General features: G+C 68.6%; 20 protein-coding genes and 3 pseudogenes. 16 read left to right on the top strand and 7 right to left on the bottom strand.

The window, feature by feature from the left end:
* Positions 1-57: 57 nt before the first annotated feature.
* Positions 58-873 (bottom strand): helix-turn-helix transcriptional regulator, encoded by an 816-nt coding sequence (locus tag CLV67_RS21500; RefSeq protein ID WP_106321093.1) that lies wholly within the window; start codon positions 871-873, stop codon positions 58-60.
* Positions 874-999: 126 nt separating this feature from the next.
* On the opposite strand from CLV67_RS21500, the gene CLV67_RS21495 reads away from it, so the two are divergent.
* The 7 genes from CLV67_RS21495 (at position 1,000) to CLV67_RS21465 (ending at position 8,443) form a co-directional block, all read left to right on the top strand.
* Positions 1,000-2,265: a serine hydrolase domain-containing protein gene (locus tag CLV67_RS21495; protein ID WP_203737232.1), complete on the top strand. Its 1,266-nt coding sequence runs from the start codon at positions 1,000-1,002 to the stop codon at positions 2,263-2,265.
* Positions 2,266-2,440: 175 nt separating this feature from the next.
* Positions 2,441-3,691, top strand: a complete 1,251-nt coding sequence (locus tag CLV67_RS21490) for a helix-turn-helix domain-containing protein (RefSeq protein WP_106321089.1) — start codon at positions 2,441-2,443, stop codon at positions 3,689-3,691.
* A gap of 116 nt (positions 3,692-3,807) precedes the next feature.
* Positions 3,808-4,272 (top strand): RidA family protein, encoded by a 465-nt coding sequence (locus tag CLV67_RS21485; RefSeq protein ID WP_106321087.1) that lies wholly within the window; start codon positions 3,808-3,810, stop codon positions 4,270-4,272.
* A 28-nt stretch (positions 4,273-4,300) separates the two neighbouring features.
* Positions 4,301-5,257: an alpha/beta hydrolase gene (locus CLV67_RS21480; RefSeq protein ID WP_106321085.1), complete on the top strand. Its 957-nt coding sequence runs from the start codon at positions 4,301-4,303 to the stop codon at positions 5,255-5,257.
* 10 nt (positions 5,258-5,267) lie between these two features.
* Entirely contained in the window at positions 5,268-5,972 is a 705-nt protein-coding gene (locus tag CLV67_RS21475) for an alpha/beta fold hydrolase (RefSeq protein WP_106321083.1), read from the top strand.
* 46 nt (positions 5,973-6,018) lie between these two features.
* On the top strand, positions 6,019-6,828 hold the full coding sequence (locus tag CLV67_RS21470; RefSeq protein WP_106321081.1) for an alpha/beta fold hydrolase: 810 nt from the start codon (positions 6,019-6,021) through the stop codon (positions 6,826-6,828).
* Between the two features lie 625 nt (positions 6,829-7,453).
* Positions 7,454-8,443: a hypothetical protein gene (locus CLV67_RS21465; protein ID WP_106321079.1), complete on the top strand. Its 990-nt coding sequence runs from the start codon at positions 7,454-7,456 to the stop codon at positions 8,441-8,443.
* A gap of 75 nt (positions 8,444-8,518) precedes the next feature.
* Here CLV67_RS21465 and CLV67_RS21460 read toward each other — a convergent pair whose 3' ends face one another.
* Both CLV67_RS21460 and CLV67_RS21455 read right to left on the bottom strand, forming a co-directional pair.
* Positions 8,519-9,691, bottom strand: a complete 1,173-nt coding sequence (locus CLV67_RS21460) for a calcium-binding protein (protein ID WP_239166475.1) — start codon at positions 9,689-9,691, stop codon at positions 8,519-8,521.
* Between the two features lie 165 nt (positions 9,692-9,856).
* Positions 9,857-10,576, bottom strand: a pseudogene (locus tag CLV67_RS21455) (IS6 family transposase).
* A 288-nt stretch (positions 10,577-10,864) separates the two neighbouring features.
* Here CLV67_RS21455 and CLV67_RS21450 point away from each other — a divergent pair.
* The gene (locus CLV67_RS21450; protein WP_249037957.1) at positions 10,865-11,761 is read left to right on the top strand and encodes a hypothetical protein; all 897 of its coding nucleotides are present in this window, start codon (positions 10,865-10,867) and stop codon (positions 11,759-11,761) included.
* Positions 11,762-11,984: 223 nt separating this feature from the next.
* Here the strand turns inward: CLV67_RS21450 and CLV67_RS21445 are convergent, their stop codons facing one another.
* The gene (locus tag CLV67_RS21445; RefSeq protein ID WP_106321077.1) at positions 11,985-15,260 is read right to left on the bottom strand and encodes a TIR domain-containing protein; all 3,276 of its coding nucleotides are present in this window, start codon (positions 15,258-15,260) and stop codon (positions 11,985-11,987) included.
* 619 nt (positions 15,261-15,879) lie between these two features.
* Between CLV67_RS21445 and CLV67_RS21440 the strand changes: the two genes are divergently transcribed.
* The 3 genes and pseudogenes from CLV67_RS21440 to CLV67_RS21430 all read left to right on the top strand — a co-directional run.
* Positions 15,880-17,067 carry a beta-1,3-glucanase family protein gene (locus CLV67_RS21440; RefSeq protein ID WP_106321075.1) on the top strand — a complete coding sequence of 396 codons (1,188 nt, stop codon included), beginning with the start codon at positions 15,880-15,882 and terminating at the stop codon, positions 17,065-17,067.
* Positions 17,068-17,122: 55 nt separating this feature from the next.
* Positions 17,123-17,635: pseudogene (locus CLV67_RS21435) on the top strand (lytic polysaccharide monooxygenase auxiliary activity family 9 protein); the annotation flags it as partial.
* Positions 17,636-17,733: 98 nt separating this feature from the next.
* Positions 17,734-18,342 (top strand): annotated as a pseudogene (locus tag CLV67_RS21430) (chitinase); the annotation flags it as partial.
* A gap of 187 nt (positions 18,343-18,529) precedes the next feature.
* Here the strand turns inward: CLV67_RS21430 and CLV67_RS21425 are convergent.
* Complete coding sequence (locus CLV67_RS21425; protein WP_170153950.1) at positions 18,530-19,276, bottom strand: calcium-binding protein; 747 nt, start codon at positions 19,274-19,276, stop codon at positions 18,530-18,532.
* A gap of 284 nt (positions 19,277-19,560) precedes the next feature.
* On the opposite strand from CLV67_RS21425, the gene CLV67_RS54770 reads away from it, so the two are divergent.
* The 3 genes from CLV67_RS54770 (at position 19,561) to CLV67_RS21410 (ending at position 21,185) form a co-directional block, all read left to right on the top strand.
* Positions 19,561-19,890 carry an STAS domain-containing protein gene (locus CLV67_RS54770; protein ID WP_106321068.1) on the top strand — a complete coding sequence of 110 codons (330 nt, stop codon included), beginning with the start codon at positions 19,561-19,563 and terminating at the stop codon, positions 19,888-19,890.
* The gene (gene trhA / locus CLV67_RS21415; protein WP_239166957.1) at positions 19,880-20,641 is read left to right on the top strand and encodes a PAQR family membrane homeostasis protein TrhA; all 762 of its coding nucleotides are present in this window, start codon (positions 19,880-19,882) and stop codon (positions 20,639-20,641) included. The genes CLV67_RS54770 and trhA overlap by 11 nt, the downstream gene beginning before the upstream one ends.
* A gap of 172 nt (positions 20,642-20,813) precedes the next feature.
* Positions 20,814-21,185, top strand: coding sequence for an ATP-binding protein (locus CLV67_RS21410; protein ID WP_146169249.1), 372 nt, complete (start codon positions 20,814-20,816; stop codon positions 21,183-21,185).
* A gap of 44 nt (positions 21,186-21,229) precedes the next feature.
* Here CLV67_RS21410 and CLV67_RS21405 read toward each other — a convergent pair whose 3' ends face one another.
* Positions 21,230-22,153 (bottom strand): nitroreductase family protein, encoded by a 924-nt coding sequence (locus CLV67_RS21405; protein WP_106321064.1) that lies wholly within the window; start codon positions 22,151-22,153, stop codon positions 21,230-21,232.
* 576 nt (positions 22,154-22,729) lie between these two features.
* On the opposite strand from CLV67_RS21405, the gene CLV67_RS21400 reads away from it, so the two are divergent.
* On the top strand, positions 22,730-23,428 hold the full coding sequence (locus CLV67_RS21400; protein WP_239166956.1) for a GAF and ANTAR domain-containing protein: 699 nt from the start codon (positions 22,730-22,732) through the stop codon (positions 23,426-23,428).
* Between the two features lie 37 nt (positions 23,429-23,465).
* Positions 23,466-24,206: a GAF and ANTAR domain-containing protein gene (locus CLV67_RS21395; protein ID WP_106321062.1), complete on the top strand. Its 741-nt coding sequence runs from the start codon at positions 23,466-23,468 to the stop codon at positions 24,204-24,206.
* A 21-nt stretch (positions 24,207-24,227) separates the two neighbouring features.
* Here CLV67_RS21395 and CLV67_RS21390 read toward each other — a convergent pair whose 3' ends face one another.
* The gene (locus CLV67_RS21390; RefSeq protein ID WP_106321060.1) at positions 24,228-25,010 is read right to left on the bottom strand and encodes a SigB/SigF/SigG family RNA polymerase sigma factor; all 783 of its coding nucleotides are present in this window, start codon (positions 25,008-25,010) and stop codon (positions 24,228-24,230) included.
* Positions 25,011-25,176: the final 166 nt, after the last annotated feature.

Here is a 25,176-nt window from a genome sequence, read left to right as displayed (position 1 = left end):
AGACGTCGGGAGACATCTTTCTGCCACCGTTGCTGGCCGCGCTACGTGCCGAAGGTGTCATCCCACGAGGGTGCCCGGCCGTCCGGAGATGACCAGGTTGCGCAGGTCCTTGCCATTGTGGGCGGTGAAAACGAGCATGCGCTGCAGGCGGTCGGGGCTGAAGACGACCTCACAGTCGAAGTCGACCCGGCCGGCCGTCGGGTGCAGCAACGATGTGGTCTCCTGACGGCAGAGCCGTACCTCGTGGTTGTCCCAGAGCTCCCGGAACTCGGCGCTTTCGACCAACAGCGTCGCGATCATGCGTTCGGCTTCGGCGGGATCAGGTTCCTGGTCCGCCGCTGCGCGGACCGCGGCGGCATAGGTCGCGCTCTGAGCGGCGTAGATGTCCGCGGGATAGATGCTGCGTTCCTGCGGCGTCATGAACCACCGGAAGTAGCCGCTTCGCTCCAGACCCGTGTAATGCGTCTGGTCGCCGAACAGTTCCAGGGCCAGCGGGTTCTGCATCAGGGTGTGGGCCAGGTTCGACATGATCATCGCCGGGTTTCCGTCGAGCGCGTGCAGCACCCGGCGGAGCCCCGGATCGACCTGGTCAAGGTCCGTGGTCCGCTGGGGTGGGTTGTGGCCGATCAGGTGGAACAGGTGGTCGCGTTCGTCAACGGTCAGGTCCAGCGCCTGGGAGAGCGCCGAGGCCACCTCGGGTGACGGTCGCGGGCCGCGCCGTTGCTCGAGCCGGGTGTAGTAGTCGATCGAGATGTAGGCACGCTCGGCGACCTCCTCACGCCGGAGACCGCGGGTTCGGCGGGCTGTGCGGTGAACAGGAGTGAGGGCGGCCCGGCGCTGTCGCAGAAAGTCTGCCAACTCTTCGCGATTCACCTACTGATCTTACGACGTGGCCTCTGACCTCCCGTTGTGCCCGCATACCAGGGACTGCCCATCCCTGGTACGGCCCTGTGCACCGTGCCACCGTTCGGTGTCTACGAATGAGGAGAGATCACGTTGGTGCTCAAGGTTCCCGTGCCGCCAGCCATGGTGCACGGTGATGTGGCGGAGGGCTACGGCCCGGTGGCCGATGCCTTTCGGCGCAACTTCGAGCAGGGGCGGGAGATCGGCGCCGCGTGCGCGGTGTATCGCGACGGCCGGAAGGTGGTCGACCTGTGGGGCGGCTACCGCGACGGCAGGACGTACGAGCCGTGGCAGCGCGACACGATCGTGCCGGTCTTCTCGACCAGCAAGGGCGTGGCGTCGATGGCGGTCGCGGTGCTGCACGCCCGCGGTCTGCTGGACTATGACGAGCGGGTGGCCACTTACTGGCCTGAGTTCGCCGCTGCGGGCAAGGCCGATGTCACGGTGCGTCAGCTGCTGTCCCACCAGGCCGGTCTGCCGGTGATCGACCAGCCGCTCGATCTGCCGGATCTGTTCGGTTCGGCGGTCCTGGCCGCGGCGCTGGCGGAGCAGCGGCCGGCCTGGACTCCGGGGGAGCGGCACGGCTATCACGGCCAGACGCTGGGCTGGTACGAGAGCGAGCTCGTCAGCCGCGTCGACCCGCAGGGCCGCCACCTGGGCCGGTTCTTCGCCGAGGAGGTGGCCGCGCCCCTCGACCTCGGCTTCCATATCGGCCTGCCGGAGAACACCGACCGCCGCCGCATCGCCCGGATCCACGGCTTCCGCACCTGGGAGATGATGCTGCACATCACCGCGATGCCACCGGCTTTCGCTTGGGCGTTCGCGAACCCCCGGAGCCTGACCGCCCGGGCCTTCCAGAACCCGCGGGTGCTCGGCATCCCCGAGAACATCAACCGGCCGGACGTGCAGGCCGCCGAGATCCCGGCCGTCAACGGCATCGGCCAGGTGCGGTCGATCGCGCGGCTCTACGGCGACGCTGCGGCCGGTGGCGCCGGACTCGGGCTCACCGCGTCGACACTGGACGCGCTGAAAAGCCCGGCCCAAACTCCGACGTACGGTTGCGCTGATCAGGTGCTCCGGCTGCCCACCCAGTACTCGTTGGGATACATCAAGCCGTTCCCCGCGTTCCGTTTCGGCTCGGCCTCCGGTACGGCGTTCGGCACGATGGGGCTGGGCGGATCCTTCGGGTTCGCCGATCCGGACACGGGCATCGGATTCGCGTACGCAATGAATCGGCTCGGTTTTCGCCTGTGGGACGACCCGCGCGAAGTGGCGTTGCGCGAGGCGCTGTTCGTCAGGGTGCTCGGCGAGATGCCACAGCGCCCCGATACCGCGAGGGCTCGGGCGCGCACCGTGCGCTGAGTGCCGTTTCACCGGCCTCCGCGCCGGTAGTGGTCGGGTGTATGCCAGCCGGCGCGACTACCAGGGACTGTCCATCCCTGGTAGGAGGCCGCACCCCATGCCAGCGTTCGACGGTATGGGGACGAGAGATGCGACGTGTGTGAGCCTGCCCGGCGACGAACGGCCGGCCTGATCGATGAGTGACACGTTCGGCCGCCAGTTGCGAGAGCACCGGCACACGGCAGGGCTGACAATGGAGCAGCTGGCGGAGCGGTCGGGCGTCAGCGCCCGCGCGATCAGCGACATGGAACGCGAGCGCAGCGTCGCGCCGCAGCGGCGTACGGTCCAGGCCCTGGCCGAGGCGCTGGCGTTACCCGAGGCCGATCAGCCCGCCTTCCTCGCCGCAGCCCGGGCGGGCCGCCCGAAGGTCACGGCTGCCGTGCCGGCCGGCTGCTGCGCTTTGCCGCGCCCGGTGCCTGATTTCACCGGCCGTGCCCGGGAGCTGGCGCAGCTGAGCCGGATGGCCTCCTCGGCCCAGCCGGCTCCGGCGCTCGCGCCGGTGATGACGGTGTCCGGAACAGCCGGGGCCGGTAAGACCACCCTGGCGGTCCAGGCGGCCCACCTGATCGGAACGGACTTCACCGGCGGGACCCTCTTCGTCGACCTCCGCGGAATGGACACCCGCCCGGCAGGTGCCGCGGAGACACTCGCCCGTCTACTCAGTGCGTTCGGCCTCCGCGACGACGAGATCCCGGTGGACGAGACGGACCGGGCCGGTATGTACCGGGAACTGCTGCAGCACCGGCGGGTCCTGATGGTGCTCGACAACGTCGCGGACGAGTCACAGGTCCGGCCTCTGCTCCCTGGCCCCGGACCGTCTCTGACGGTCATCACCAGCCGCCGGCTGCTCGCCGGCCTCGAAGGCGTCCACCGGCTCAACCTCACCCAGATGCCGGCCGGGGACGCGGCGACACTGCTGCGGCGCATCATCGGCGACCGGGAACGCGAGGCGATCGGCGAGGTAGCCGAGCTGTGCGGCCGGCTGCCGCTGGCACTGCGCATCGCCGGCAACCGGCTGATGAGCCGGCCGCAATGGACGGTGCGGCATCTGGCCGACCGGCTGTCCGACGAACACCGTCGCCTCGACCAGCTCATCGCCGGGGACCTGCGGATCGCCGCTGCCTTCAGCCTCTCGTACACCCAGCTGTCCCCGCAGGCCCGGCGGCTGTTCCACCGCTTGTCACTGGCGCCCGGCGCGGACTTCGACGCGCGGTGTGCAGGGGCCTTTGACCCGGCGGACCCGGAGAGCATCGAGGACGCCCTCGACGAACTCGTCGAATTGAGTCTCCTACAGGCCCACGTGGACGGCCGGTACCGCTTCCACAACCTGATCCGTCTGTTCGCCCGCGAACGGCTCGCCGAGGAAGAGGCCGCCGAGCCGCGTTGACCGCATATGAAGAAGTGCTTCTGCGTGCGGTCCTGCGTGTTCCCCGGCGCCCTGCCCGGGTGAGATCACTACGGGCGCAGCAGAGCGGCCCGCCCGCGACACGAGAGGCGCACACCATGGGGACCTGGAACGACCGGCTCACCGAGCTCGGCATCACACTGCCGCATGTCGCCACGCCGGTCGGCGGCTACACGCCGGCGATCCGTTCCGGCATGTACGTCTACACCTCCGGCCAGCTGCCGTTCGTCGGCGGGATCCTGCCGATCACCGGCAAGGTCGGCGACACCGTCGACGTCGCCCAGGCAGCCGACCTGGCACGTACCGCCGCACTGAACGCCCTCGCGGCGGTGGACGCCCTCGTCGGCGTCGACGCGGTGATCCGCGTCATCAAGGTGACGGGCTTCGTCGCCTCGCTGCCGTCCTTCACCGGACAGGCCCAGGTCCTCAACGGCGCCTCCACCTTCCTGCACGACGTGTTCGGCCCGGCCGGCATCCATGTCCGCTCCGCCGTAGGCCTGGCGGCCCTGCCTCTGGACAGCCCGGTCGAGGTGGAACTGCAGGTAGAGATCGCCGCCCTCTGACCACACCGCAACGAACCGGAGCATCACCATGAACAACAAGCCCGTACTGGAACCGGCCGCGCAGGCCTTCGTCAAGGCGACCGCCGACCCGCCATACCTGTTCCAGATCCCGCCCGCCGAGGGCCGCAAGGCCGTCGACGGCGTGCAGAGCCCCACGGTCGATGTGCCAGGCACCGAGAAGGAGACACTCACCATCCCCGGTGGTCCCACCGGGTCGGTGCCGGTGACCGTCTTCCGGCCCACCGGCGTGACCGGCCCGCTGCCGGTGGTGTTCTACATCCACGGCGCGGGATGGGTGTTCGGTAACGACCACACCCACGACCGCCTCGCCCGAGAACTCGCCGTCCGTGTCGGCGCCGCCGTCGTGTTCCCCAACTACAGCCTCTCGCCGGAGGCCGCGTACCCGACCGCCATCCAGGAGAACTACGCCGCCGTTCAGTGGGTCGTCGCCCACGGCGCCACCCACGGGCTCGACCCGGCCCGCATCGCCGTCGCCGGTGACTCCGTCGGCGGCAACATGGCCATCGCGCTGACCCTGACCGCCAAGCAACACGGTGACGTGTCGCTCGCCGGACAGGTGCTGTTCTACCCGGTCACCGACGCGAACTTCGACACCGGCTCGTACGAGCAGTACGCCGAGGGCTACTTCCTGCGCCGCGACGCCATGCAGTGGTTCTGGGACCAGTACACCACCGACCCCGCCCAGCGGGCCGAGGTCACCGCCTCGCCGCTGCGCGCCACCGCCGAGCAGCTGACCGGGCTGCCGCCGGCCCTGATCATCGTCGCCGAAGCCGACGTCCTGCGCGACGAGGGCGAGGCGTACGCCGCCAAGCTGCGCCACGCCGGCGTGCCCGTCACCGCAGTGCGCTACCAGGGCGTCATCCACGACTTCGTGATGCTCAACGCCCTGCGCGGCACCCACGGGGCCGAAGGCGCGATCCGCCAGGCCGCCGACTTCCTGTCCACCGTCCTGTCGACCCACTGAAGGGCCTGCCATGAAACCCACCATCGTCCTCGTCCACGGCGCGTTCGCCGAGTCCGCCAGCTGGAACGAGGTGACCCGGCGGCTGCTCACCGACGGCTACCCGGTGATCGCCGCACCGAACCCGTTGCGCAGCCTGTCCGGCGACGCCGCCGTCGTCTCCAGCGTCCTCGGCACCATCGACGGGCCGGTCGTGCTCGTCGGTCACTCCTACGGCGGTGCGGTCATGTCGAACGCCGCTGTCGGGCACGACCACGTCAAGGCGCTCGTGTTCGTCGCCGCCTTCGCGCCGGAAGCCGGCGAGAGTATCGGCGAACTGTCCGGCAAGTTCCCCGGCGGAACCCTCGGCGACACCCTCACGCAGGTGCCGCTCCCGGACGGCACCGTCGACCTGTACATCCGGCAGGACAAGTACCACCAGCAGTTCATCGCCGACGTCCCGGCCGAGCAGGCCGCCCTCGACGCCGTTGCCCAGCGCCCGCTGAACACCACGGCACTCAATGAGGGATCCGGCGAACCGGCCTGGAAGTCCGTGCCGTCCTGGTTCGTGTACCCCGAGTCCGACTACAACATCCCGCTCGAAGCCCACCGGTTCATGGCCGCGCGTGCCGGTGCCCGCAAATCCGTGGAACTGCCCGGCGCCTCGCACGCCATCCCCACCTCCGAACCCGCCGCGGTCGCCGGACTCATCCTCCAAGCCGCCGCCGCGATCGCCTGACGTCGCCGCACCAGCCCATCTTTCGTAACTGATCGGATTGAGATTCATGCGAGTCCGCATCTCCAAAGTGGTGGCTCTCGCCGCTGCCTTCGTCCTCACGGGCACCGCGTCGTTCTCCGGCGCCACCGCCGCCGTCGCCGGCGCGCACGTCCAGCCCAAACCGACGATCGTGCTGGTGCACGGCGCCTTCGCCGACTCCGCGAGCTGGTCGGGCGTCATCGAGCGGCTCCAGCAGCGCGGTTATCCGGTCGTCGCCGCCGCGAACCCACTGCGGGGCCTCAGCTCCGACGCCGCCTATGTGCGAACCGTCATCGACTCCGTGAAAGGCCCGATCGTGCTCGCCGGCCACTCCTATGGTGGTGCTGTGATGACCAACGCCGCCGCCGGCGACCCTGACGTCAAGGCGCTCGTCTACATCGCGGCGTTCGCACCCGACAAAGGCGAGAGCGCCCTCGAACTGTCCAACAAGTTCCCCGGCAGCACCCTCGGCGGCACTCTCGCACCGGTGGCGCTCGGTGACGGCACCAACGACCTCCACATCCGGCAAGACCTGTTCCGCAAGCAGTTCGCCGCCGACGTGCCCAAGCAGCAGGCCTCGCTGATGGCCGTCACACAGCGGCCGATCCGGGACGCGGCACTCAGCGAGGGTTCCGGGGAACCGGCGTGGAAGATGATCCCCTCCTGGTTCCTCGTCGCCGGCGCCGACCTCAACATCCCAGTCGAGGCGCAGCGCTGGATGGCCGAGCGTGCGGGTTCGCGGGGGACGGTCGAGATCCGCAAGGCGTCGCACGCCGTCGGGGTGTCCCAGCCGCGTCCCGTCGCGGACCTGATCGTCCGCGCCGCGATTGCACGCTGAGCTGCACCGAGGCCGTGACTCCTGACACCAGAGGTCACGGCCTTCGTCGTGCCGCCGATTCGGTTCAGTCCGCGGAACAGACGTCGTTGCGCCACGCCCAGGCGGCGATCTCGACCTTCGGATCAGAAGGTTAGGGGTTCGAGTCCCATCGGGCGCACAAATGATCAAGGCCGTGACCTTCGGAAACAAAGGTCACGGCTTCTTGTTTCCCATTTTCGGCCTCCATAATCCCACCTGGTGGAAACGTGGTGATCGGATGGTGATCGCGTGTCGAAAAGGCGTTCCGTCCATAGTGGAATTCAATGTTTAGCAGGGCTTTCACCACGCACATCGAGGGCGGACCCTTATCCCCTCCCAGTTATGGTGCGTGACTGTTGCGGGTGTGCGTCGTCCCGGTCGGAACCGTCACGGGTCTGCGATGCGTAACCGCCCGCAGCCTTGGCCGGTGGCGTACGTCAGGCGGCTGCGGTCTGTCCCCCGTTACCTTTTTGATTGTCCCCACCGGGGGACTGCTCGGTCGCTCGGTCCGGTATGACTTACCGCCCCTGTCGTACGCATGATCCGGGGGGTGTTGTCGCCGGGCCGGGTGGCGTCGGGAGACCGCTGATAGGGACCCGGCCACCCGATGCTGGACCCCACGCCGCCGCCTCCCGGCACGCCGAGGGAGCTCTACCTCGCCTTCGACACTCTGTGGTCCGGCTCGCCGGCCAAGCCGCTGACCGTGAGCGGCCGCGTCAAGGACGCTGCGGACGCCGCTCCGCCCGCTGGCACCGAGCTGACCGTGACACGAACCGAAAAATATTCAGGCGCGACCAAGGCGCTGGGCACCGTGAAGACCGCTGCCGACGGCCGGGTCTCCCTCACCGACACACCCCCGACCACGGGGGCGTACCACTACGCGTTCAAGTACGCGGGCAGCGCCGAGTACAACGGCTTCACCGAAACGAAAATCGTCAATGTCGACAAGTCTCGCGCCACGCTGACGCTGGACCGGAATAACGCCGTCGCCGCGTACGGTGCGACGGTCAACGTCACGGCCACGCTGGGCAAGACCCTGACGAACCGGGTCGTGGAGATCTGGGCCGACCCAGCCGGCAGCCAGCCCAACCGCCTGATCAAGAAGGGCGCCGTCTCCAGCACCGGCAAGATCAGTGCCTCGATCAAGCTGACCCGCAACACGGCGGTGACCGCCAAGTTCGCCGGCGACGGCGGGTTCTACGACGCCTCGCGCACCGTCAACCTGTGGACGAAAGTCGCCGCGAGCACGACCTTGAAGCGGCACTACAAGACGGCGAAGATCGGCACGGTGCGGTACCAGTACTTCCGCAAGTCGACCCAGCCGCTGATCACCCACACCGTAACCCCGTATCCGGGCCGGAAGGTGCGCACCACCATTCAGTACTGGTCCGGCGGCAATTGGAAGCTCTGGAGCGCCCGCAACACCAAACTGACGTCGACCGGCAAGGCGTCCTTCTCGTTCCTCTCCGCGGCCAAGGCAGGCACCAGGTTCAGGGTCCAGGTCTCCTACCTTCCCGGCACCACCGCCACCACCGCGGGCGACCGGCTGAACTACAACACCAACGGCCCCTGGAAATACTTCGTCCTCACCAAGTAAACACCGGCGCACCTGACATGTGAAACAGCGGGCCTCCCTGGCAGAGGGAGGCCCGCTGTCATTGCCGGCCGTTTGTCACCAGGGCTGGAACGTCTCGCAGGAGATCAGAGTGACGGTCTGGTATCGGCCGTTGCACACGTCGTTGTCCGCGCCGCCGTCGAGCAGACCGACACCGTAGTAGACGAAGAGAACGTCGTCGCCTGCTTCCCCGTAGAGCTTGTTGTCGCCGTCGCCGCCGCGCAGGTCGTCGTTACCGCTGCCCCCGAAGATGGTGTCGTTGCCGCCGAAGCCGTCGATCTCATTGGCCGCCGCGTTGCCTACCAGGCGGTCGTTGCCCGCTCCGCCGGTGAGGCGTTCGACGTCGGCGCCGACGGTGTCGTGCTCACCGGCCACGCCGTCGTCACGGGACACGCCGTTGAGGGAGACGGTGAGGGGCTTGCGGTAAAGCTGGTAGTCGACGATGTCGCGGCCGGTGCCGCCGAGCAGCACGTCGGCGGAGACCCTGCGGTCGTCGGGGTCGCCGTCCAACTGGTCATCGCCGGCGCCACCCTCGATGCGGTCCGCGCCGTACCAGCCCCTGAGGAAGTCGTTGCCGTTGTTGCCGTACAGCTTGTCGTTACCGTTGTCGCCGAAGAGGTCGTCGTCGCCGTTGCCGCCGAGGATCACGTCGTTGCCGGCGCGGTCGGGCGCGGTGACGCAGTCGCTGTCGCCGAGGACCTGGTCGTTGCCGTCACCGGCAGAGACGTAGTCGGATCCGTCGCCGGCGTAGATGAGGTCGTTGCCGCCCCGGCCGTAGATCTTGTCGCCGCCGGCTGACTCGGCGCAGAGGTCGTCGCCGTGCAGGACATCGGACTTCGGGCCACCGGCGAGGGTGTCGTTGCCCCGGCCGCCGTAGGCCTCCATCCTGAGGTCGCTGTTGTTGATCACCGAGTCGTTCCGCTCGTAGAGCCGCACGATGACCTTGGCGGGTGTCTTCGTGGTCCGGCAGCGGACGCGGGTCTTGTCGCCTTTGACCTGCTTGCAGTTCTTGCCGGGCCTTACCGCCACCCGATCGTCGATCGTGACGGTCCGCCCGGAGCGGGTGATCACGATCTTGTTCGTGGCTTGGTAGTCGGCCGAGAACGAGACCGTCACGGCGCCTGCGGACACCCGTCCGTAGCTCGATGCCGCAGCAGGGCCGGGCACGGCCGTGGCGGCAATGGTGGTGGCGACCGTGAGAAGAAGCGTCGGCCAGACGTTGCGCGACATCGAAAGACTCCCCTATTGAAGTACCGGCTGCATCATAGGGCGACACCGCCCGCGCGGCGGCCCCGCAGACCGGATGCAGGCGCCGTGACCAGAAAGCGTCGATGGATTCGGCGCTGTTGCATTGTCCGACCGGGAGACGTGTTCGGCCTGGCCAGGCGGCTGGAGTCAGATCGCGGTGGCGAGTTCGGTGAACGCGGTGGCCACGCGTTGCCGGGCTGGGGTTTCAGGTGCGATCTCGTAGTGTCCGCGGCGCAGGTTCTGGACGAAGGAGTGTCCGGCGATCACGGTCTGGGCGCTGCGGTCGGTGCGTAACCCGCGCATCGGTCGAAGTCGGTGCTTGAGTCGGCTGTGGTCAGCTTCGACCGGGTTGTTCGCATATTGTTGGAAGTGATGCCAGGCGGCCGGGACCAGGTCGGCGAGGACCGCCGGGTAGACGGCTGCGGCGTCGGTCACCACCTCGGCCGGCGCGAGCTTCAACACCTTCAAGGCGCGGGTGAAGAACCGGCGAGCCGCCGCCGCGTCGCGGCGGGTTGATACCAGCACGTCGATGACCTGCCCGTGCTGATCTATCGCCCGGTACACCTACCGCCACACGCCGTTGACCTTGACATACGTTTCATCAACGAACCAGCGGTCACCCGGCGCACGCCGGGCGAACCGTGCCGCATCGGCCAGCAGCGGCGTGAATCGCTGCACCCACCGGTAGACGGTGACGTGATCGGCTTCGATACCGCGTTCGGCGAGTAGTTCCTCGACGTCGCGGTAGGACAGGTTGTAGCGCGGGTACCAGCGCACCGCCACCCCGATCACCTCCGGCGGAAACCGGAACCCCGTGAACGCCGACGACGGAGCAGACCGCGAACGCGACCCGGCTGAAGACCTCACCGATCAACTCTGCCTGAACGCCTCGCCACGTGACACCACGACAGCCGATCGCTCAACGCAACAGCGCCTGTGGACGGTGCCGCTCGCGTTCACGGTGATGGTGGCGGGCTCGCTGCTGACCCGCGGCCGGGTACCCGCGGACGTGGGCGCGACGATGCTGGCGGCTGCACACCCCGGAAGTCACGTTAAAGAAACTTTAAGGAACGCTTGCTCAGCGTCATGAACTGCTGCCACATCATTGCTCGTATATCTCGGCACAAGCAGTACCGAGATGAAGAGGAGCCGTGCATGTATCGACGCGGAGTCAGCAGCCGGACGCGCAAGCTGGTGATTGCAGGTGCCGCCGCGGCGCTGCTGGGCTCGGCGCTCGCGGTCAGCACGGGGATGAGTCAGGCCGCCGAGTCCGGAGCCAGCTCCGGTAACATTAACGCTTTGGTGCCGGCGCTGGGTTTCAGTCCGGGCAATCCGAATGCGACGGCCGACCGCGTGGGCCCTACCGGTGTAAACGTTCCCGGTCGCTGCCCGCCCACTCAAGCCCAAGTGAACGCGCAGGTAGCGCTCAAGAATGCGAACCTTCCGAGTGGAACGGACCTGGAAAGTCGCATCCAACGTTTTGAAAGAACCTTGTCGGCGATTCAAGACTTGAAATGCCCCGCATCTTCCACGACTTTGCTGGGCCGTTTGAAGTCCTTGACCGAGCTGCGCGGAAACGCGAACCGCGATAACATCCTGCGTGGTTTGGGTTTGAACGAGACGCCAGCGGATAAAGCCGCCGCCACAGGATCCGGTGACACGGGCGCGAGTGGAGCGACGGGGAACGCCGGAGCCGGCTCCGGTAACATTAACGCTTTGGTGCCGGCGCTGGGTTTCAGTCCGGGCAATCCGAATGCGACGGCCGACCGCGTGGGCCCTACTGGTGTAAACGTTCCCGGTCGCTGCCCGCCCACTCAAGCCCAAGTGAACGCGCAGGTAGCGCTCAAGAATGCGAACCTTCCGAGTGGAACGGACCTGGAAAGTCGCATCCAACGTTTTGAAAGAACCTTGTCGGCGATTCAAGACTTGAAATGCCCCGCATCTTCCACGACTTTGCTGGGCCGTTTGAAGTCCTTGACCGAGCTGCGCGGAAACGCGAACCGCGATAACATCCTGCGTGGTTTGGGTTTGAACGAGACGCCAGCGGGATAAAGCCGCAGGAAATGCGGCGCCGCAACGCGCGCCAGCGAAATAAGCGGCTCGCAGAGCGGCGCCGCGGACAACGGCAACCTGATCCTTCGCGGATCCTCGGCGGGGTTTCCGTGCCGGCTCGGATCGCGATGACGACACGGTTGCCGGCGTGCGGGTCGACGGCACAGTGCAGGCCGAGATCGGTCATCCGACCGTCGCGGGCGTTCCACTGCCCGGCGAGACGTCAGCCGGTGCAGGTGCGCCGGTACGGAACCTCGGGAATGTAGCGGGCCCATTCCTCGGCACCGAGACCGCGGCCGGTGATGGCACAGGCGTATGCGGCCGGATCAGCGCGGAGCTTGTTCAGCTTCGCGTAGTTCCACAGCGTGACGGTCGCGCGTTGGCTGTCGGACTGGGCGGCGACGGCCAGGGTGCGCCCGTCGTCCTTGAACAGCACCGCCTGCGCCTTGCCACCGAGGCCACGCATCGAGGCGAGCCGGATCGGTCCGGCCGGGTTGGCGGTGTCCCACAGGAACACTTCGAAGTCCCGGTCCCCGGTTACCAGGGTGCGCCCGTCGGGGCTGAAGGCCATCGTGGTCACCGCGCCGTTGTGGCCGGTCAGCGTGGCGAGCCGGAGCGGACGGGCTCGGTCGGTGATGTCCCACAGCATCGCCAGGGTGTCGGCGCCGCCGCTCACCACGGTGTGCCCGTCGGGGCTGAAGGCTACCGTGGCCACCGCCCCGTTGTGGCCGGTCAGCGTGCCGAGCCGCACGGGGGTGGTGCGGTCGGTCATGTCCCACAGCGTCAGGCCGCGCTCGCCGCCGCCGGTGGCCAGCGTGTGCCCGTCCGGGCTGAAGGCCACCGCCGTCCCGAAGGTGACGCCGCTCAGCGTGGCCAGCAGGACGGGGCGGGTCCGGTCGGCCACGTTCCACAGCAGCAGTCTGGTGGGGCCGGCGACGACGGCGAGGGTGCGCCCGTCCGGGCTGAACACCATCGCGTTGGTCCCCGCCACGGCCTCGATCCGGCCCGGGAGGGCGACCGGCTGGTCCGGGCGGGCCGTATCCGTCAGCATCAACTGCCCGTCCTGGCGCCCGACGGTCGCCGCCGTACGGCCGTCGGGGCTGAACGCCACCGCCCGCACCGCTGCGCCGCGGATGGACAGGACGGCACCCTGGACCGGCCGGGCGGGGTCGGTCACGTCCCAGGAATTCGCCGTGCCGTCGGGGCCGGCGGCGACCAGGGAGCGTCCGTCCGGCCGGAACGCCGCCGCCTGAATGCGCCCGCCCTGGACGGTGAGCGCGGCGAGCGGGTCCGGAGTCCCGATGGGCCTGACGTTCCAGAGGGTCGCCGTCCCCGAGCTGTCGGCGGTGACCAGTGTTTCGGCATCCGGGTCGAAGGAGACGGTATTGATCGCGCCATTGGCCCGCACGGTGATGACCGGCCTGGGGCCTTCCACGTACGTCATGTCCCACACCATCGCTGTGCCCTGCCCGCCACCGGCGGCGAGATAGTGCCCGTCCGCGCTGTAGGAGATCGCGTTGACGGCACCGGCAAGGTCGGTCATGCGGTGGTACGGATCGGTGTCCGGCTCCTCGGGCGGCATGGTCGGCGGCGTAACCCGGTTTTGCGTGACCTGGGAGGTGGCCGTACGCGCCATGTCGTACAGATCCACCTCGCCGGCGAAGCCTCCGGCGGCCAGCGTCGATCCGGCCGGATCGAACACCATCGACGCCATGCTGAAGCTGGCCATATCGCGGAGGTGGACGGGGTCGGTCGGGTCGCTCAGGTCGAAGGCCGAGACGAATCGGGTCTTGTTCACGATCAGGGTGGCGCCGTCCGGGCTGAACGCGAGACCGACCACCGGATAAGGGGCCCATGCGTCCATCGTGGCGAGTTGCTGGGGCCGGGATCGGTCGGCCATGTCCCACAGGGTCGTGATCCCGCGTCCGTCGCCCGTGGCGAGGGTCGTCCCGTCCCCGCTGACCGCGACCGCTTGCACGTAACCGTCGGGCGCCACCGTGGCGAGCCGGACCGGATGGGGCCGGTCGGTCACATCCCACAGGACCGCGGCGCCCTCCCGGTCGACGACGACCAGGGTCCGCCCGTCCGCGCTGAACGTCAGGGGGGTGTCGGCCGCGACCGGGTCGCTGAGTGTGGTGATCCGGGCCGGATTCGTCCGGTCGGTCGCGTTCCACAGTGACACCTTGCCGTCGGTGCCGACGGCCGCCAAGACGCCGTCCGGCCCGTATACGGCCGATGTCACGTCGCTGATCGTGCCGGCGTAACTCGTCATTTTGACGACACCGGTGACTTCGCTGCGCGTCGCGGCGTCGGGCAGCAGTTCCTGGGCTGCGGCCCCCAGCATCAGGGCCGTCTTCGGATCGCTGCCGATCGTCGCCTTGGCCTGAGTCGTCAGCCGTCGACTGATCGCGATCCGCTGCTGGTGGTCCGCTTTGGCCTGTTGCCTGGCGGCCTCCGCGGTCGCCTCTTTGGCCTCCTGCTGCTTCTCCTCGGCGATTTTCGTCAACCGCCGCGCCTCCGCCTCCAGCTGCTGCGCCTCCTGCTCCAGCTGCTGCGTCCGCTCGCCGGCCCGCTCCGACAGCCGCTGCAGTTCCCGGGTCCGCTTCGCCGCCTGATCGGCGATCCGCTGCTGCCGCTGGGCCTCGGCGGTCGCCCGATCCGCCAGCCATTGCTGTTCTTGCGCCGACTGCTCCGACCGCTGCGCGTCAGTCGCCGCGGATGCCGCCAGGGCCTGCTGCTCCTTCGCCACCTCCTGCTGCCGGGTCGCCTCCTGCGCGAACCGCTCGGCGCTGCCGCGTTGCACCTCCGCCACCTGCTGCTGATGCAACGCCTCGGCTGCCGCGGCCGTCGCCCGGTCCGCGTTACGCACCGACGACACGCTGGTCAGCACCGCCCAGAAGCTGAGCACCACCAGCGTCGCCAACGCCCCGGACCCGAGCCGACGCGCCCGGCGATGGTGCCGGACGTCCTCACCCTCCAGTTCGTCCTTGCTCACCCCGTGCATCGGGGCAGCCAGCTGGGCGATCGCGTCCCGGAAGCGGGAATGCTGCAGGCTGAGATGCTCGCTGCCCCGCGCCCACCGCAGATCCAGGAACAGCGGCTCCTCGGCGAACACCCCCCGCAGTGCCGCGGGCACCGCCGTCGAGTCCTCGGTGAAGTCGTGATGCTCCTGGTCCCACGCCCACTCCCCGTCGGTCACCACGGGCAGGATCCGATTCGCCGACTTGGTGGCGATCCAGTGCTCGATCTCCCGGTTCACCCAACGCGATTGCGCGGCCTCGGGCGAGGCGAGCAGCACGAAGTACTCCGAGCCGTCCAACGCGGTCTGAATGGAAGACCACAGCCCCGGGGTCACCGCCAGTCCGGTCTGATCCCGGAAAATCCACAGGGCGCGCCGGCGATGCCAGGGTTTGGCCAGGCGGTGCAGGCCCCGTTGGACGGCGGGAGCCAGCCGGCCGTCCGCGGCATGACTGTACGAAATAAACCCGTTGAAGGTCACTGCGGGTCTCCCGGCGATGAAGGGCGTTCGGCGACCCCAGATTGTCGCCTGTCTTTGCCCGATCAGGAAGGCTGAAGATCATAGGGTCTTCCTGCGGCCGGGCGTGGAGAACTCACCTGTTGCCGGTCCGCCTTGGGGCTCGCGGACGTCGGCGCGGGTAACGCCCGGCTGGGGTTCACGAGCAACCCGAAAAAGTACGGCAAGAAGTTCACTGCCCAGCTTCGCGTCCGCGACCGGCGGGCAGCAGCAAGCTGACGACCAGGCGGACCTACCGCCGTAGCCCTCGGCGTGACGCGCCGTGGCCGGTGTGGATATCGGTCACGGCCCCGTCTGTTCGCCCGCCCTCTGGACAGAAACTTTTCCAAAAACCCCGCAGGTGTCTGTGAGCTGCGAAAACAACCTGAATCCGAGACGCACAGGCTGGTGTGCTATGCGGAGCGGGCCATCGATTGACATGATCGGGAAGCGGGTTTTAGGTGGAGAGAGCGCTCCACAGCATGACGGAGCGTCACGGCCGGGCGCATCCCCCTTCCCTGTCCGCCCCCGAAGCGCCCCGGCCGGCGCGGCATCCCCCGGCACGCCGGGCCCGTGCCACCGGGGGCCGGACGAGGGAGCGCCTATGCGTCTGACCCGTAAATCCTTGCTCGGAACCGTCGTTGCGGCGGTCGCCGCCGCCGGCGTCGTGGCGGTGGTGCCGACCGCGAACGCCGCCGGGCCCGAATTGCTGCCACTCACCGTCACGAACGACTCCGGGCGGGGTGAAACCGTCCACCTGTACGTGCTGGGCGAGTCCGGTGGGCGGCTCGGCTACGTCACCGAGGCAGGCACCTTCACGCCGTGGCCGACCGGGGCCAACCCGCCCGTGGCCGCCCCCGACGTGTCGATCGCCGGCCCCGCCGACGGCGCCAGCAAGACCATCCAGGTGCCCAAGGGCCTGTCCGGGCGCATGTACATGGCGTTCGGCGACAAACTCGACTTCAGGCTCGCCCAGGACGGCGGCCTCGTGCAGCCCGCACCATGGGCCGGCGGCGACGCCAACCGCGACATCCTGTTCGACTGGAGCGAGTTCACCTACAACGACGCCGGTGTTTTCCTGAACAGTTCGCAGGTCGACATGTTCGCCGTGCCGCACTCGGTCAGCGTGACCGGCTCGAACGGCGGGACGCTGGTGACCGGCGAACTCAAGCCGGGCGGGCGTGACGCCGTCATCGACGGGCTTGCCGCGGACGCCGACTTCGCCAAACTGATCCAGACCCGCGCCGACGGTACGGTGCTGCGGGTGCTCGCACCCGGCAAGGGCGCCGACGCCGGTGGCTTCGACCCGAACTATCTGGCCGGGTACATCGACCAGGCCTGGGCGGCGTACGCCGGCACCGACCTGACCGTCAGGCCGTTCCTCGACCAGCCCGGCAAGGTGTTCACCGGGCGGACCTCCGGTGACGTCCTCGCCTTCACCGACACCACCGGCGCGCAGGTCGCCCGGTTCACCAAGCCGACCACCGCACACGTGTGGGGCTGCGACGGCAACCTCGGCGCACCCAACGACCTGGTTGTCGGGCCGATCGCGCGCAGCCTGTGCGCGGCCCTGACCCGCGGCACCCTCGGCACGCAGGCGGTCGAGCCCAGCACCGACCCGGCGACGTTCTACCGCAACGAGCCGACCAACGAGTACGCCAAGTTGATCCACGCCAACATGGTCGACGGCAAGGCGTACGCGTTCGCCTTCGACGACGTCGCCAACCAGGAGTCGCTGGTGCACAGCGGCGACCCGGCCTCGATCGGCATCCGGCTCTCGCCCTTCAACTGAGCGCCCTTCAACTGAGCTCGCGTCCCTCGCCGCATTCAGAACGAAGGAGTCCCCCTTGAACCGCACACTCGCACTCCCGGCGCTGACCATCGGCGCCACCGTGGCCGCCCTCACCGTCGGTGTCTCTCCGGCCTCGGCGCACGGCTACATCTCCTCACCGCCCAGCCGTCAGGCCAACTGCGCCGCCGGCGCGGTCACCGGCTGCGGCGACGTGCAGTACGAACCGCAGAGCGTCGAGTCCGCGAAGGGCTCCACCCAGTGCAGCGGCGGCAACACCCGGTTCGCCCCGCTCGACGACGACGGCAAGGGCTGGCCCGCCGCGTCGGTCGGCGGTTCGGCGACCTTCAACTGGGTGCTCACCGCCAGGCACTCGACCGCCACCTGGGAGTACTTCATCGGCGACACCCTGCTCGCCTCGTTCGACGACGGCGGCGCACAACCCGGCGCCACCGTGTCGCACACCGTGGACCTGGGCAGCTTCACCGGCCCGCAGACCGTGCTGGCCCGGTGGAACGTGGCCGACACCGCGATGGCGTTCTACTCCTGTGTCGACGTGACGATCGGAGGCTGACGATGCGAAAGACGATCCTGGCCGTGGTGGCGGCCGTCGCCGCCCTGATCCCCGCGGCGCTCTTCTCGGCGACCGCCTCCGCTGCGACGCTGCCGGTCAGCGAGGCTCAGTTCCAGCAGATGTTCCCGAACCGGATCCCGTTCTACTCGTACGCCGGTCTCGTCGACGCCATGCAGAAGTTTCCCGCGTTCACCGGCACCGGCGGCGAGGACGTGCAGAAACGCGAAGCCGCCGCGTTCCTCGCGAACATCAACCACGAATCGGGCGGTCTGGTGTACGTCGAGGAGTTGAACCAGGCCAACTGGCCGCACTACTGCGACGCGTCCCAGTCGTACGGGTGCCCGGCCGGGCAGTCCGCCTATCACGGGCGTGGCCCGATTCAGTTGAGCTGGAACTTCAACTACAAGGCGGCCGGGGACGCGCTCGGCGTCGACCTGCTGAACAACCCGGACCTGGTCAAGAACGACGCCTCGGTGGCCTGGCAGACCGGGCTCTGGTACTGGATGACCCAGACCGGGCCGGGGTCGATGACCCCGCACGCCGCGATCACCGGCGGCACCGGGTTCGGCGAGACGATCCGCAGCATCAACGGGGCGCTGGAGTGCAACGGCGGGAATCCGGCGCAGGTGCAGAGCCGGATCGACGCGTACCAGCGTTTCACCCAGATCCTGGGTGTCGATCCCGGCGGCAACCTCTCCTGCTGATCACTGCTCGCCCGGTGCTGCTTTCGCGGCGCCGGGCGAGCGTCACCATCGGATCGGTTCGATCCGCGTCGGTGCCCGAGCCCGACCCGGTCCAGGGCCTCGGCAGCCAGCCGGAGGCGTTCGCCGGGACGCTCTGGGCGGACGGGTGTACAACGGCCTGGCCCCACCCGCGCGCCTGAGGATGCTGCTACTGGGTGGCGGTGTCGTTGCCGGGTCCGCCTACCAGCTTGTCCTTGCCGGAGCCACCGGACAGGTTGTCATTGCCGGTGTTGCCGTACAGGGTGTCGTTGCCGTAGCCGCCGAGCAGGAAGTCGTTGCCCGCCCCGCCGTAGATGGTGTCGCCGCTGTCGGGCAGTTCACCGTCGAGGTCGCCGCCGATCAGGTCGTCGTGGCCGGTCTCGCCGTAGATCCTGTCCCGGCCCGACCCGCCCTCGACATGGTCGTTGCCACGGCCGCCGCGCAGGACGTCGTTGCCGGACGAGCCCTGCACGTCGTCGACGCCGTCGCCGCCGGTGAGGGTGTCGTTCCCGGTTCCGCCGAAGACGGTGTCGTTGCCGGCGCCACCGTTGGCGGTCAGGGGAACCGCGGAGTCGTTGTCGACGAAGTCGTTCTTGTCACCGAGTGTGACGTTGAGTCCGGTCGGCTTCTTCGCGGTGGTGCACTTGACCTTGGTCTTGTCGCCCTTGACCGCTTTGCAGCCCTTGCCGGCCTTGATGGCGACCGTGTCGTTCAACGTGATCGTCCGGCCGGAGACGGTGATGACCAGCGAGTTGGACTGACCGGCTGCCGCGGTGAATCGGACGACGGTGCTGTTCTTCCCCACGACTTCGGCCTTGGCAGCCGAGGCAGCCTGCGCCGGCGAGGCGAAGAGCGCTGTCGTGGCGGCGGCCGCGATGCCGATCGCGGCGAGCCTCTTGCGGTGGAGACTGAACATGTGAACCCCGTCTCTAGCTGCGGATACGAAGATCCTAAGAGGATTCGTAGGTGGGGCATCTCCCGTTTTCGTGTCACACCCAGAGCCCTGAACCCCCGAGCGGAGGGGCGCCGCGAAGCCGGCATCCGGCTGTCCGGTGCGCTGGCAACGTTGTGCGGGTACTGTCGCTGATGCGGCCATCTCATCGGCCGCCACCCCAGACCCCGGTGCGCTCACGCACTTAAGGGGTCGGCCATGAGAAGGTACCCACCCTCGACGGCACCGTCACAGTTCTTGTTGCGCCGCTGAATCGGCATGTCAAAGTCTGTGTTGCCGGGGACATCGATGCCGATGCGGCGCCGGCGCTGAGTGACGTCGTCGCCCGGGTTGTGGCTCTGTCACCTGAACACGTCTTCGTGGACGTCGCCGAAGTGGATTTTGCGGGCTCCGTTCTCCCCAACTTTCTTGCCCACCTTGCCGGTGTCCTCCCTCGCGCGATGTCGGTGACGGTGTGCCGGCCTCGGCCCCGGCACCGGTGGATACTGGAGGTGACCGGGATGACGCAGATCCTGTTGATCAGTGCCGCAGCGGCCGGCCAGGTGCCACCTGTCGAGGACGGCAGCCATGGCCACTGACGTGTCACGTGACGTGAACGCGGGTCACTCCCGGCAGACGGGAGCCGGCGACGGTCCGGACGCAGGGCTGGAATACCTGGAGGACCGGGTCGAGAAGGGCCTGGACCACCTCGGCACGATGATCGAGCCGAGGCTACGGGGATGGCTGCATGCCGGTGCCTTTCCCCTTGCAGTCGGGGTCGGCGGAGTATTGACCATAGTGTCCCCGGACGCCCGCTCCCGACTGGCTCTGGCCCTGTTCACTCTGTCGGCGGCGTTGTTGTTCGGCATCAGCGCGGTGTACCACCGCGGCCACTGGGAGGGACGTGCGGAGGGTGTGCTGCGACGGTTCGACCACGCCAACATCTTCCTGATCATCGCGGGTACGTACACGCCGTTCTGTGTGCTTGCGCTGCCGCCTGGGCAGGCCCGCGTCCTGCTCTGGATCGTGTGGTGCGGCGCGCTGGCCGGCGTCGCGTTCCGGATCCTGTGGGTCGGCGCGCCGCGTTGGCTGTACGTGCCGGTGTACATCGCACTGGGCTGGGTCGCCGTGATCTACCTGCCCGCTTTCCGGCGGTCCGGTGGCGCACCGGTCGTCACGTTTCTGTTCCTCGGTGGTGCGCTGTACACCCTCGGCGCCGTGGTCTACGGCTTCAGGCGTCCCAACCCCGACCCGCGCTGGTTCGGCTTCCACGAGGTCTTCCACGCCCTGACCATCGCGGCCTTCTCCGCCCATTGCGTCGGCATCGCCATCGCCCTGCGGGACGACTGACCTCAACCGGATTCGCCTTCGCCCGCGATCAGCGATCAGCGGGTCGACACGTACCTCTCGCCGTGGGCGTTAGTTCCCGCCGGAGCGGGGTACGCGTTTCCCGCCTGGCTCGTGGCGCCCGGCCGACATGGGCGAGGGAGCCGTGGTGCCGTCTGACCCCGAAGAACATGTCGTGTCCGAGCGACTGCCGCCCATCATGGGAGCCCAGCGGAGGGCCCGCGACGTGGTCGCCGATGCCTGCCTCCGATGGAATCTCGCCCACCTCGTCGCTCCGGCCGCCCTCATCGTCAGCGAGCTGGTCGCCAATGCGGCGGAACACGCTCATACGTTCATGACGCTCGAGGTGGCGCACCGGGGCTCACATCTGTACCTCGCTGTCCGGGACGGGACGAGCACCCCACCGGTACAACGCGAGCCGCCCCCGGACATGGTCGTCCCTGGTGGCCGGGGTCTGCTGTTGGTGGAGACCACCGCCACCACGTGGGGATGGGACCTGCAGAGCGGCGGAAAGATCGTCTGGGCGACGCTGGTGCTGGACTCGTGAACCGGCGGCTGCAGGCCTTGGGGGGCACAGCCTGCCCGGTCCAGCTACGCCGGTACGGCGGGCCTGTTGCTCTCGGCCGAGGGGGTGTCCCGCGCCTCGGGGGCGTGGTGGCCCAAGCGCATCATCAGGTATGGACGGCCGAGGTCAGGTATCGCATCCCGCAGGATGTCCCGGGCGCGGTCCTGCTCGAGGGGTGCGCTGAAGGGCAGAGTCGACACTTCGAGTTCAGTGGCGACCAGCGAGCCGGCGGAGAGGGCTTCGCCGGCGTGGAGCCAGTCCAGGGTCTGATCACCCGGACCGTGCAGCACTGCGAACGTCGCGGCCCGGTCGTGCCCGTCGAGGGCGAGGGGAAGGCGCACGCGGTGCAGCGCTCCGACGATGCGGTCGCCACCGGCCCACAGGGCCAGTTCCGCCTGCCACTGCCGGCCGGCGGGTTCGAGGTCGTCGGCGTGGGCGGTTGCCACGGCCAGATCGAGGATCTGGTCCGGTCGTAACACGGCGAGCCGGGTGTGCTGAGACTCGAAGGCGGCGCGGATCACGCTCAGGTGGTCGGCCGTGATCGGACGGCCGGTGACCGGGCGGCGGTCGGTGTGACGCAGCCTGATGGTGCGGGCCAGGCGCGCGGTGTCGGGGCTGACCGGTGCGGTGCCGTCGATGCGCAGTCGCGCGAGATGGGTCGGTTCGGTGGGGTCGGGCAGCCGGGTCGTGGTCACCCGCCAGCCCCGCGCGGCCAGAGTCAGACGGGCATGGTGAAGGGCCGCGCCGCAGCCGATCGTGGCGAGCCGCTCGTCGAGGCCGGGAGACTCGGTCGAGGTTCCGGTGCGCAGGAACAGGTCCAGAACACCGTCGGCAACCTGCCATCGCCACGGCTGGGTGTCGTAGGCCGACGGCGCTTGCCGGGCAGCGACGGAGGCCCGGTAGAAGGCCTCGTTCGTGTCGCGCCGGCCGGCCTGTCGTGCCGGTGTCATCGGACTTCCCGGTCTGCTTGCGAACCGGGACGGCCGCCTTCGGTCTCCCAGCTTGACGATACGAGAGGTACAGCCGGTGATCTCATGGGTGTTCCCGTCGTCCGGGACCAAAGAAGGCGCGGGTCCGGCCCGGTGATGACGCGGGCGAGACGAGGTCCACCGAGGCCGGTGAGAGATGCGGCCTTCGGCAGTCGCCGGGCCGCGTACGCCGACCGTGGCCGGCGCCCGATGGCGAGGCCACCGGTCGTTTCCAGTGTACGCCCAGGTCGCGGTGATGCTGGTGGTCACCGCCGGCTCGAGCTCCGGTACCCGGCACCCCGTCTTCGGTGCCGCCTGGGGTGTGCGCCGGCTGGTTTATCGATCATGGACTACGGGGTATTCCCGCGAACTCACCCGCTTCTCGGCACACCTGGACGGCGTCCGTTGACTAGAGTTGTGGGGATCCATGTTTTTCCGCTGCTGCCCCGGACCCCGGCAGTACCCAGGGGAGGTGCGGCGGCTGTGTGTATTCGCCAAAGTCGTGACGGGCTGTCACGGCATGTGCCGCGAGCCGGCACCCAGCGGTCCGGCTGAGACGTGGACGAGGTCGCGGGTGATGCGCAGGTCCCGGAAGTTCCATTCTCATCTGCAGGCGAGGGTGCTCTGCGACGACTCCAGAAGGTGTGCGCGGACGCGACCGTCGCACTGTCGGCCACCGGGGTCGGGGTGAGCGTGATGTCCGGCGGTGACGGCCATCGGATGTGTACCGCATCTGATCCGGCCATCGAGCGCATCGAAGAGTTGCAGTTCACCTTCGGTGAGGGCCCGTGTATCGACGCCTTCGCCAGCAGCCGACCGGTCCTCGTCTCTGACTTCGACGAAACCGTCATGCGGCGGTGGCCGGTCTACGGTCCGGCCGTTCAAGAGTCGGGGATCCGGGCAGTGTTCGCCTTTCCGCTTCAGGTCGGGGCCGTCCGCCTCGGTGTTCTGGACGTGTTCCGTACCCGACCGGGGCAGTTGTCCCGCGATCAGATCGGGTGGGCTGTCACATTCGCCGACCGTGCGGTGGCGACTCTGCTCGACGGCAAGGACGACAATGACCTCGACGGGGTCGTCGAGCACTATGCGCATCTGTACCAGGCTCAAGGCATGGTCATGGTGCAGTTGGGGGTCTCCCTCGCCGAGGCGATGGTGCGGTTGCGGGCTTATGCCTACGCCGAGGACCGCCCGTTGTCCGAGGTCGCGACCGATGTCGTGACCCGCCGCCTGCGCTTCGACTCATCACAGCAGCCGTGAACCGCGCAACGTTTGACCGCCAGGCCGGGAGGCAGCCATGACGACCGTATCCGCCGACAGCCTCGCCAAGGTCTTCGTCGAGGTCGCCGACACCCTCGTCGCCGAGTTCGACCTGATCGAGTTCCTGCAGATGCTCGCTGATCGGGTCGCGGTGCTCACCGCCGATGCCACCGTCGGCATCCTGCTGGTCGACCCGAAAGGCCGCCTGCACTTCATGGCGGCTTCCGACGAGAGCGCCAAGCTGCTCGAGTTGCTACAGCTGCAACAGCAGGCCGGGCCGTGTCTCGACGCGTTCCGCACCGGCCGTGCGGTGGTCAACACCGATCTGTTCGCCGGCGCGGCCGCCGAAGCCTGGCCGGATTTCGCCCGGTCCGCCACGGACCTCGGGTTTCACGCTGTGCACGCGTTCCCGCTGCGGCTACGGGACGAGATCATCGGGGCGATGGGCCTTTTCAGCCGGACCATCGGCGACCTCGACGACAGCGACGTGCGGATCGTGCAGGCACTGGCCGATATCGCGGCGATCAGCCTGTTGCAGGAGCGCACCATCAGCCGCGCCGAGGTCCTGACCGAGCAACTGCAGTCCGCCCTGAACAGCCGCATCGTGATCGAGCAGGCCAAGGGCGCCATCGCGCAGCGCTACGAGATCGATGTCGACGCCGCGTTCCAGATGATCCGTTCCTACGCTCGCCGGAACAATCGGCGCCTCGGAGAGGTCTCCTACCTGATCGTCACCGATCTGCCCAGCCTGACCGACTTCGCCGGCCCCGCCCGCTGACGAGCCGTCAGGCCCCGGGCCTCACGGCTGAAGTTCGCGCCGGAGCCGGTTCAAGGCTCGTGCGATCAGCCGGGAGACGTGCATCTGCGAGATGCCGATCTCCTGGGCGATGGTCGACTGGGTCAGGTTGCCGTAGAAGCGCAGAGTCAGGATCCGGCGGTCCCGCTCATCGAGTCCGGCGAGAGCCGGAGTGACGGTGATCCGGGTCTCCGCCGCCGCGAAGGCGGGGTCGACCCCGCCCAGAGAGTCAGCGAGTTCGTCGGTGTCCTGGGACCGGATGGGCGTCGACAGCGATACCGCGTTGTAGGCGCGGGCGCTCTCGATGACTTCGAGGACGACCTCCTCGGTGATGCCGAGGTGCGCGGCGATCTGGACGATCGTGGGCGGGTGCCGAAGGCTCTGCGTCAGTTCCTCATTGGCCAAGTTGATCTCCTGCCGCAGTTCCTGCAGCCGGCGCGGCACCCGGATCATCCATGCCCGGTCGCGGAAGTAGCGTTTCAGCTCACCGAGGATGGTCGGGATGGCGAACCCGATGAAGTCGACGCCGAAGCCGGGGTCGAACCGGTCCACGGCCCGGATCAGGCCGACGGCGGCGGTCTGGACCAGGTCGTCGGCCGGCACTCCCTTGCCGTGGTAGCGGGCGGCGAGCCGCCGGGCCATCGGCAACCATGTCTCGATCGCCCGCTCCCGCAAGGCCGCCCGGTCGGGATGTCCAACCGGTAGTGCGGCCATCGCCGCCAACAGTTCGTCCGGATCGCCGTGGTCGCGGGAGGCCATGGCGGTGGCTCTGGAATTTCTGGTCATCGTCCCGGCAATCAGCTGGCTGGGTGCCGGGGTCCGGGGCAGCGGTCATGTACGAGCCGCATCCTCGACTCTAGGCGCTCTCCGGCATTTCGGCAGGGTTCGTTTCGGTTGAGTCGAGATGGGCACACGCCAGGAGGCCGCCCGGACTCCGCGGTCGCTGTCGTCC

The sequence above is a fragment of the Actinoplanes italicus genome (assembly GCF_003001815.1).
Taxonomy (GTDB): Bacteria; Actinomycetota; Actinomycetes; order Mycobacteriales; family Micromonosporaceae; genus Actinoplanes; species Actinoplanes italicus.
The sequence above is the reverse complement of the archived record's forward strand: the minus strand, read 5'-3'. Positions and strand labels throughout refer to the sequence as shown.

Bases quoted from the DNA above. Each gene is read 5' to 3' on its own strand.
- CLV67_RS21490 (WP_106321089.1), top strand. From the start codon at position 2,441: ATGAGTGACACGTTCGGCCGCCAGTTGCGAGAGCACCGGCACACGGCA.
- CLV67_RS21485 (WP_106321087.1), top strand. From the start codon at position 3,808: ATGGGGACCTGGAACGACCGGCTCACCGAGCTCGGCATCACACTGCCG.
- CLV67_RS21480 (WP_106321085.1), top strand. From the start codon at position 4,301: ATGAACAACAAGCCCGTACTGGAACCGGCCGCGCAGGCCTTCGTCAAG.
- CLV67_RS21475 (WP_106321083.1), top strand. From the start codon at position 5,268: ATGAAACCCACCATCGTCCTCGTCCACGGCGCGTTCGCCGAGTCCGCC.
- CLV67_RS21470 (WP_106321081.1), top strand. From the start codon at position 6,019: ATGCGAGTCCGCATCTCCAAAGTGGTGGCTCTCGCCGCTGCCTTCGTC.
- CLV67_RS21465 (WP_106321079.1), top strand. From the start codon at position 7,454: ATGCTGGACCCCACGCCGCCGCCTCCCGGCACGCCGAGGGAGCTCTAC.
- CLV67_RS21460 (WP_239166475.1), bottom strand. From the start codon at position 9,691: ATGTCGCGCAACGTCTGGCCGACGCTTCTTCTCACGGTCGCCACCACC.
- CLV67_RS21450 (WP_249037957.1), top strand. From the start codon at position 10,865: ATGTATCGACGCGGAGTCAGCAGCCGGACGCGCAAGCTGGTGATTGCA.
- CLV67_RS21440 (WP_106321075.1), top strand. From the start codon at position 15,880: ATGCGTCTGACCCGTAAATCCTTGCTCGGAACCGTCGTTGCGGCGGTC.
- CLV67_RS21425 (WP_170153950.1), bottom strand. From the start codon at position 19,276: ATGTTCAGTCTCCACCGCAAGAGGCTCGCCGCGATCGGCATCGCGGCC.
- trhA (WP_239166957.1), top strand. From the start codon at position 19,880: ATGGCCACTGACGTGTCACGTGACGTGAACGCGGGTCACTCCCGGCAG.
- CLV67_RS21405 (WP_106321064.1), bottom strand. From the start codon at position 22,153: ATGACACCGGCACGACAGGCCGGCCGGCGCGACACGAACGAGGCCTTC.
- CLV67_RS21395 (WP_106321062.1), top strand. From the start codon at position 23,466: ATGACGACCGTATCCGCCGACAGCCTCGCCAAGGTCTTCGTCGAGGTC.
- CLV67_RS21390 (WP_106321060.1), bottom strand. From the start codon at position 25,010: ATGACCAGAAATTCCAGAGCCACCGCCATGGCCTCCCGCGACCACGGC.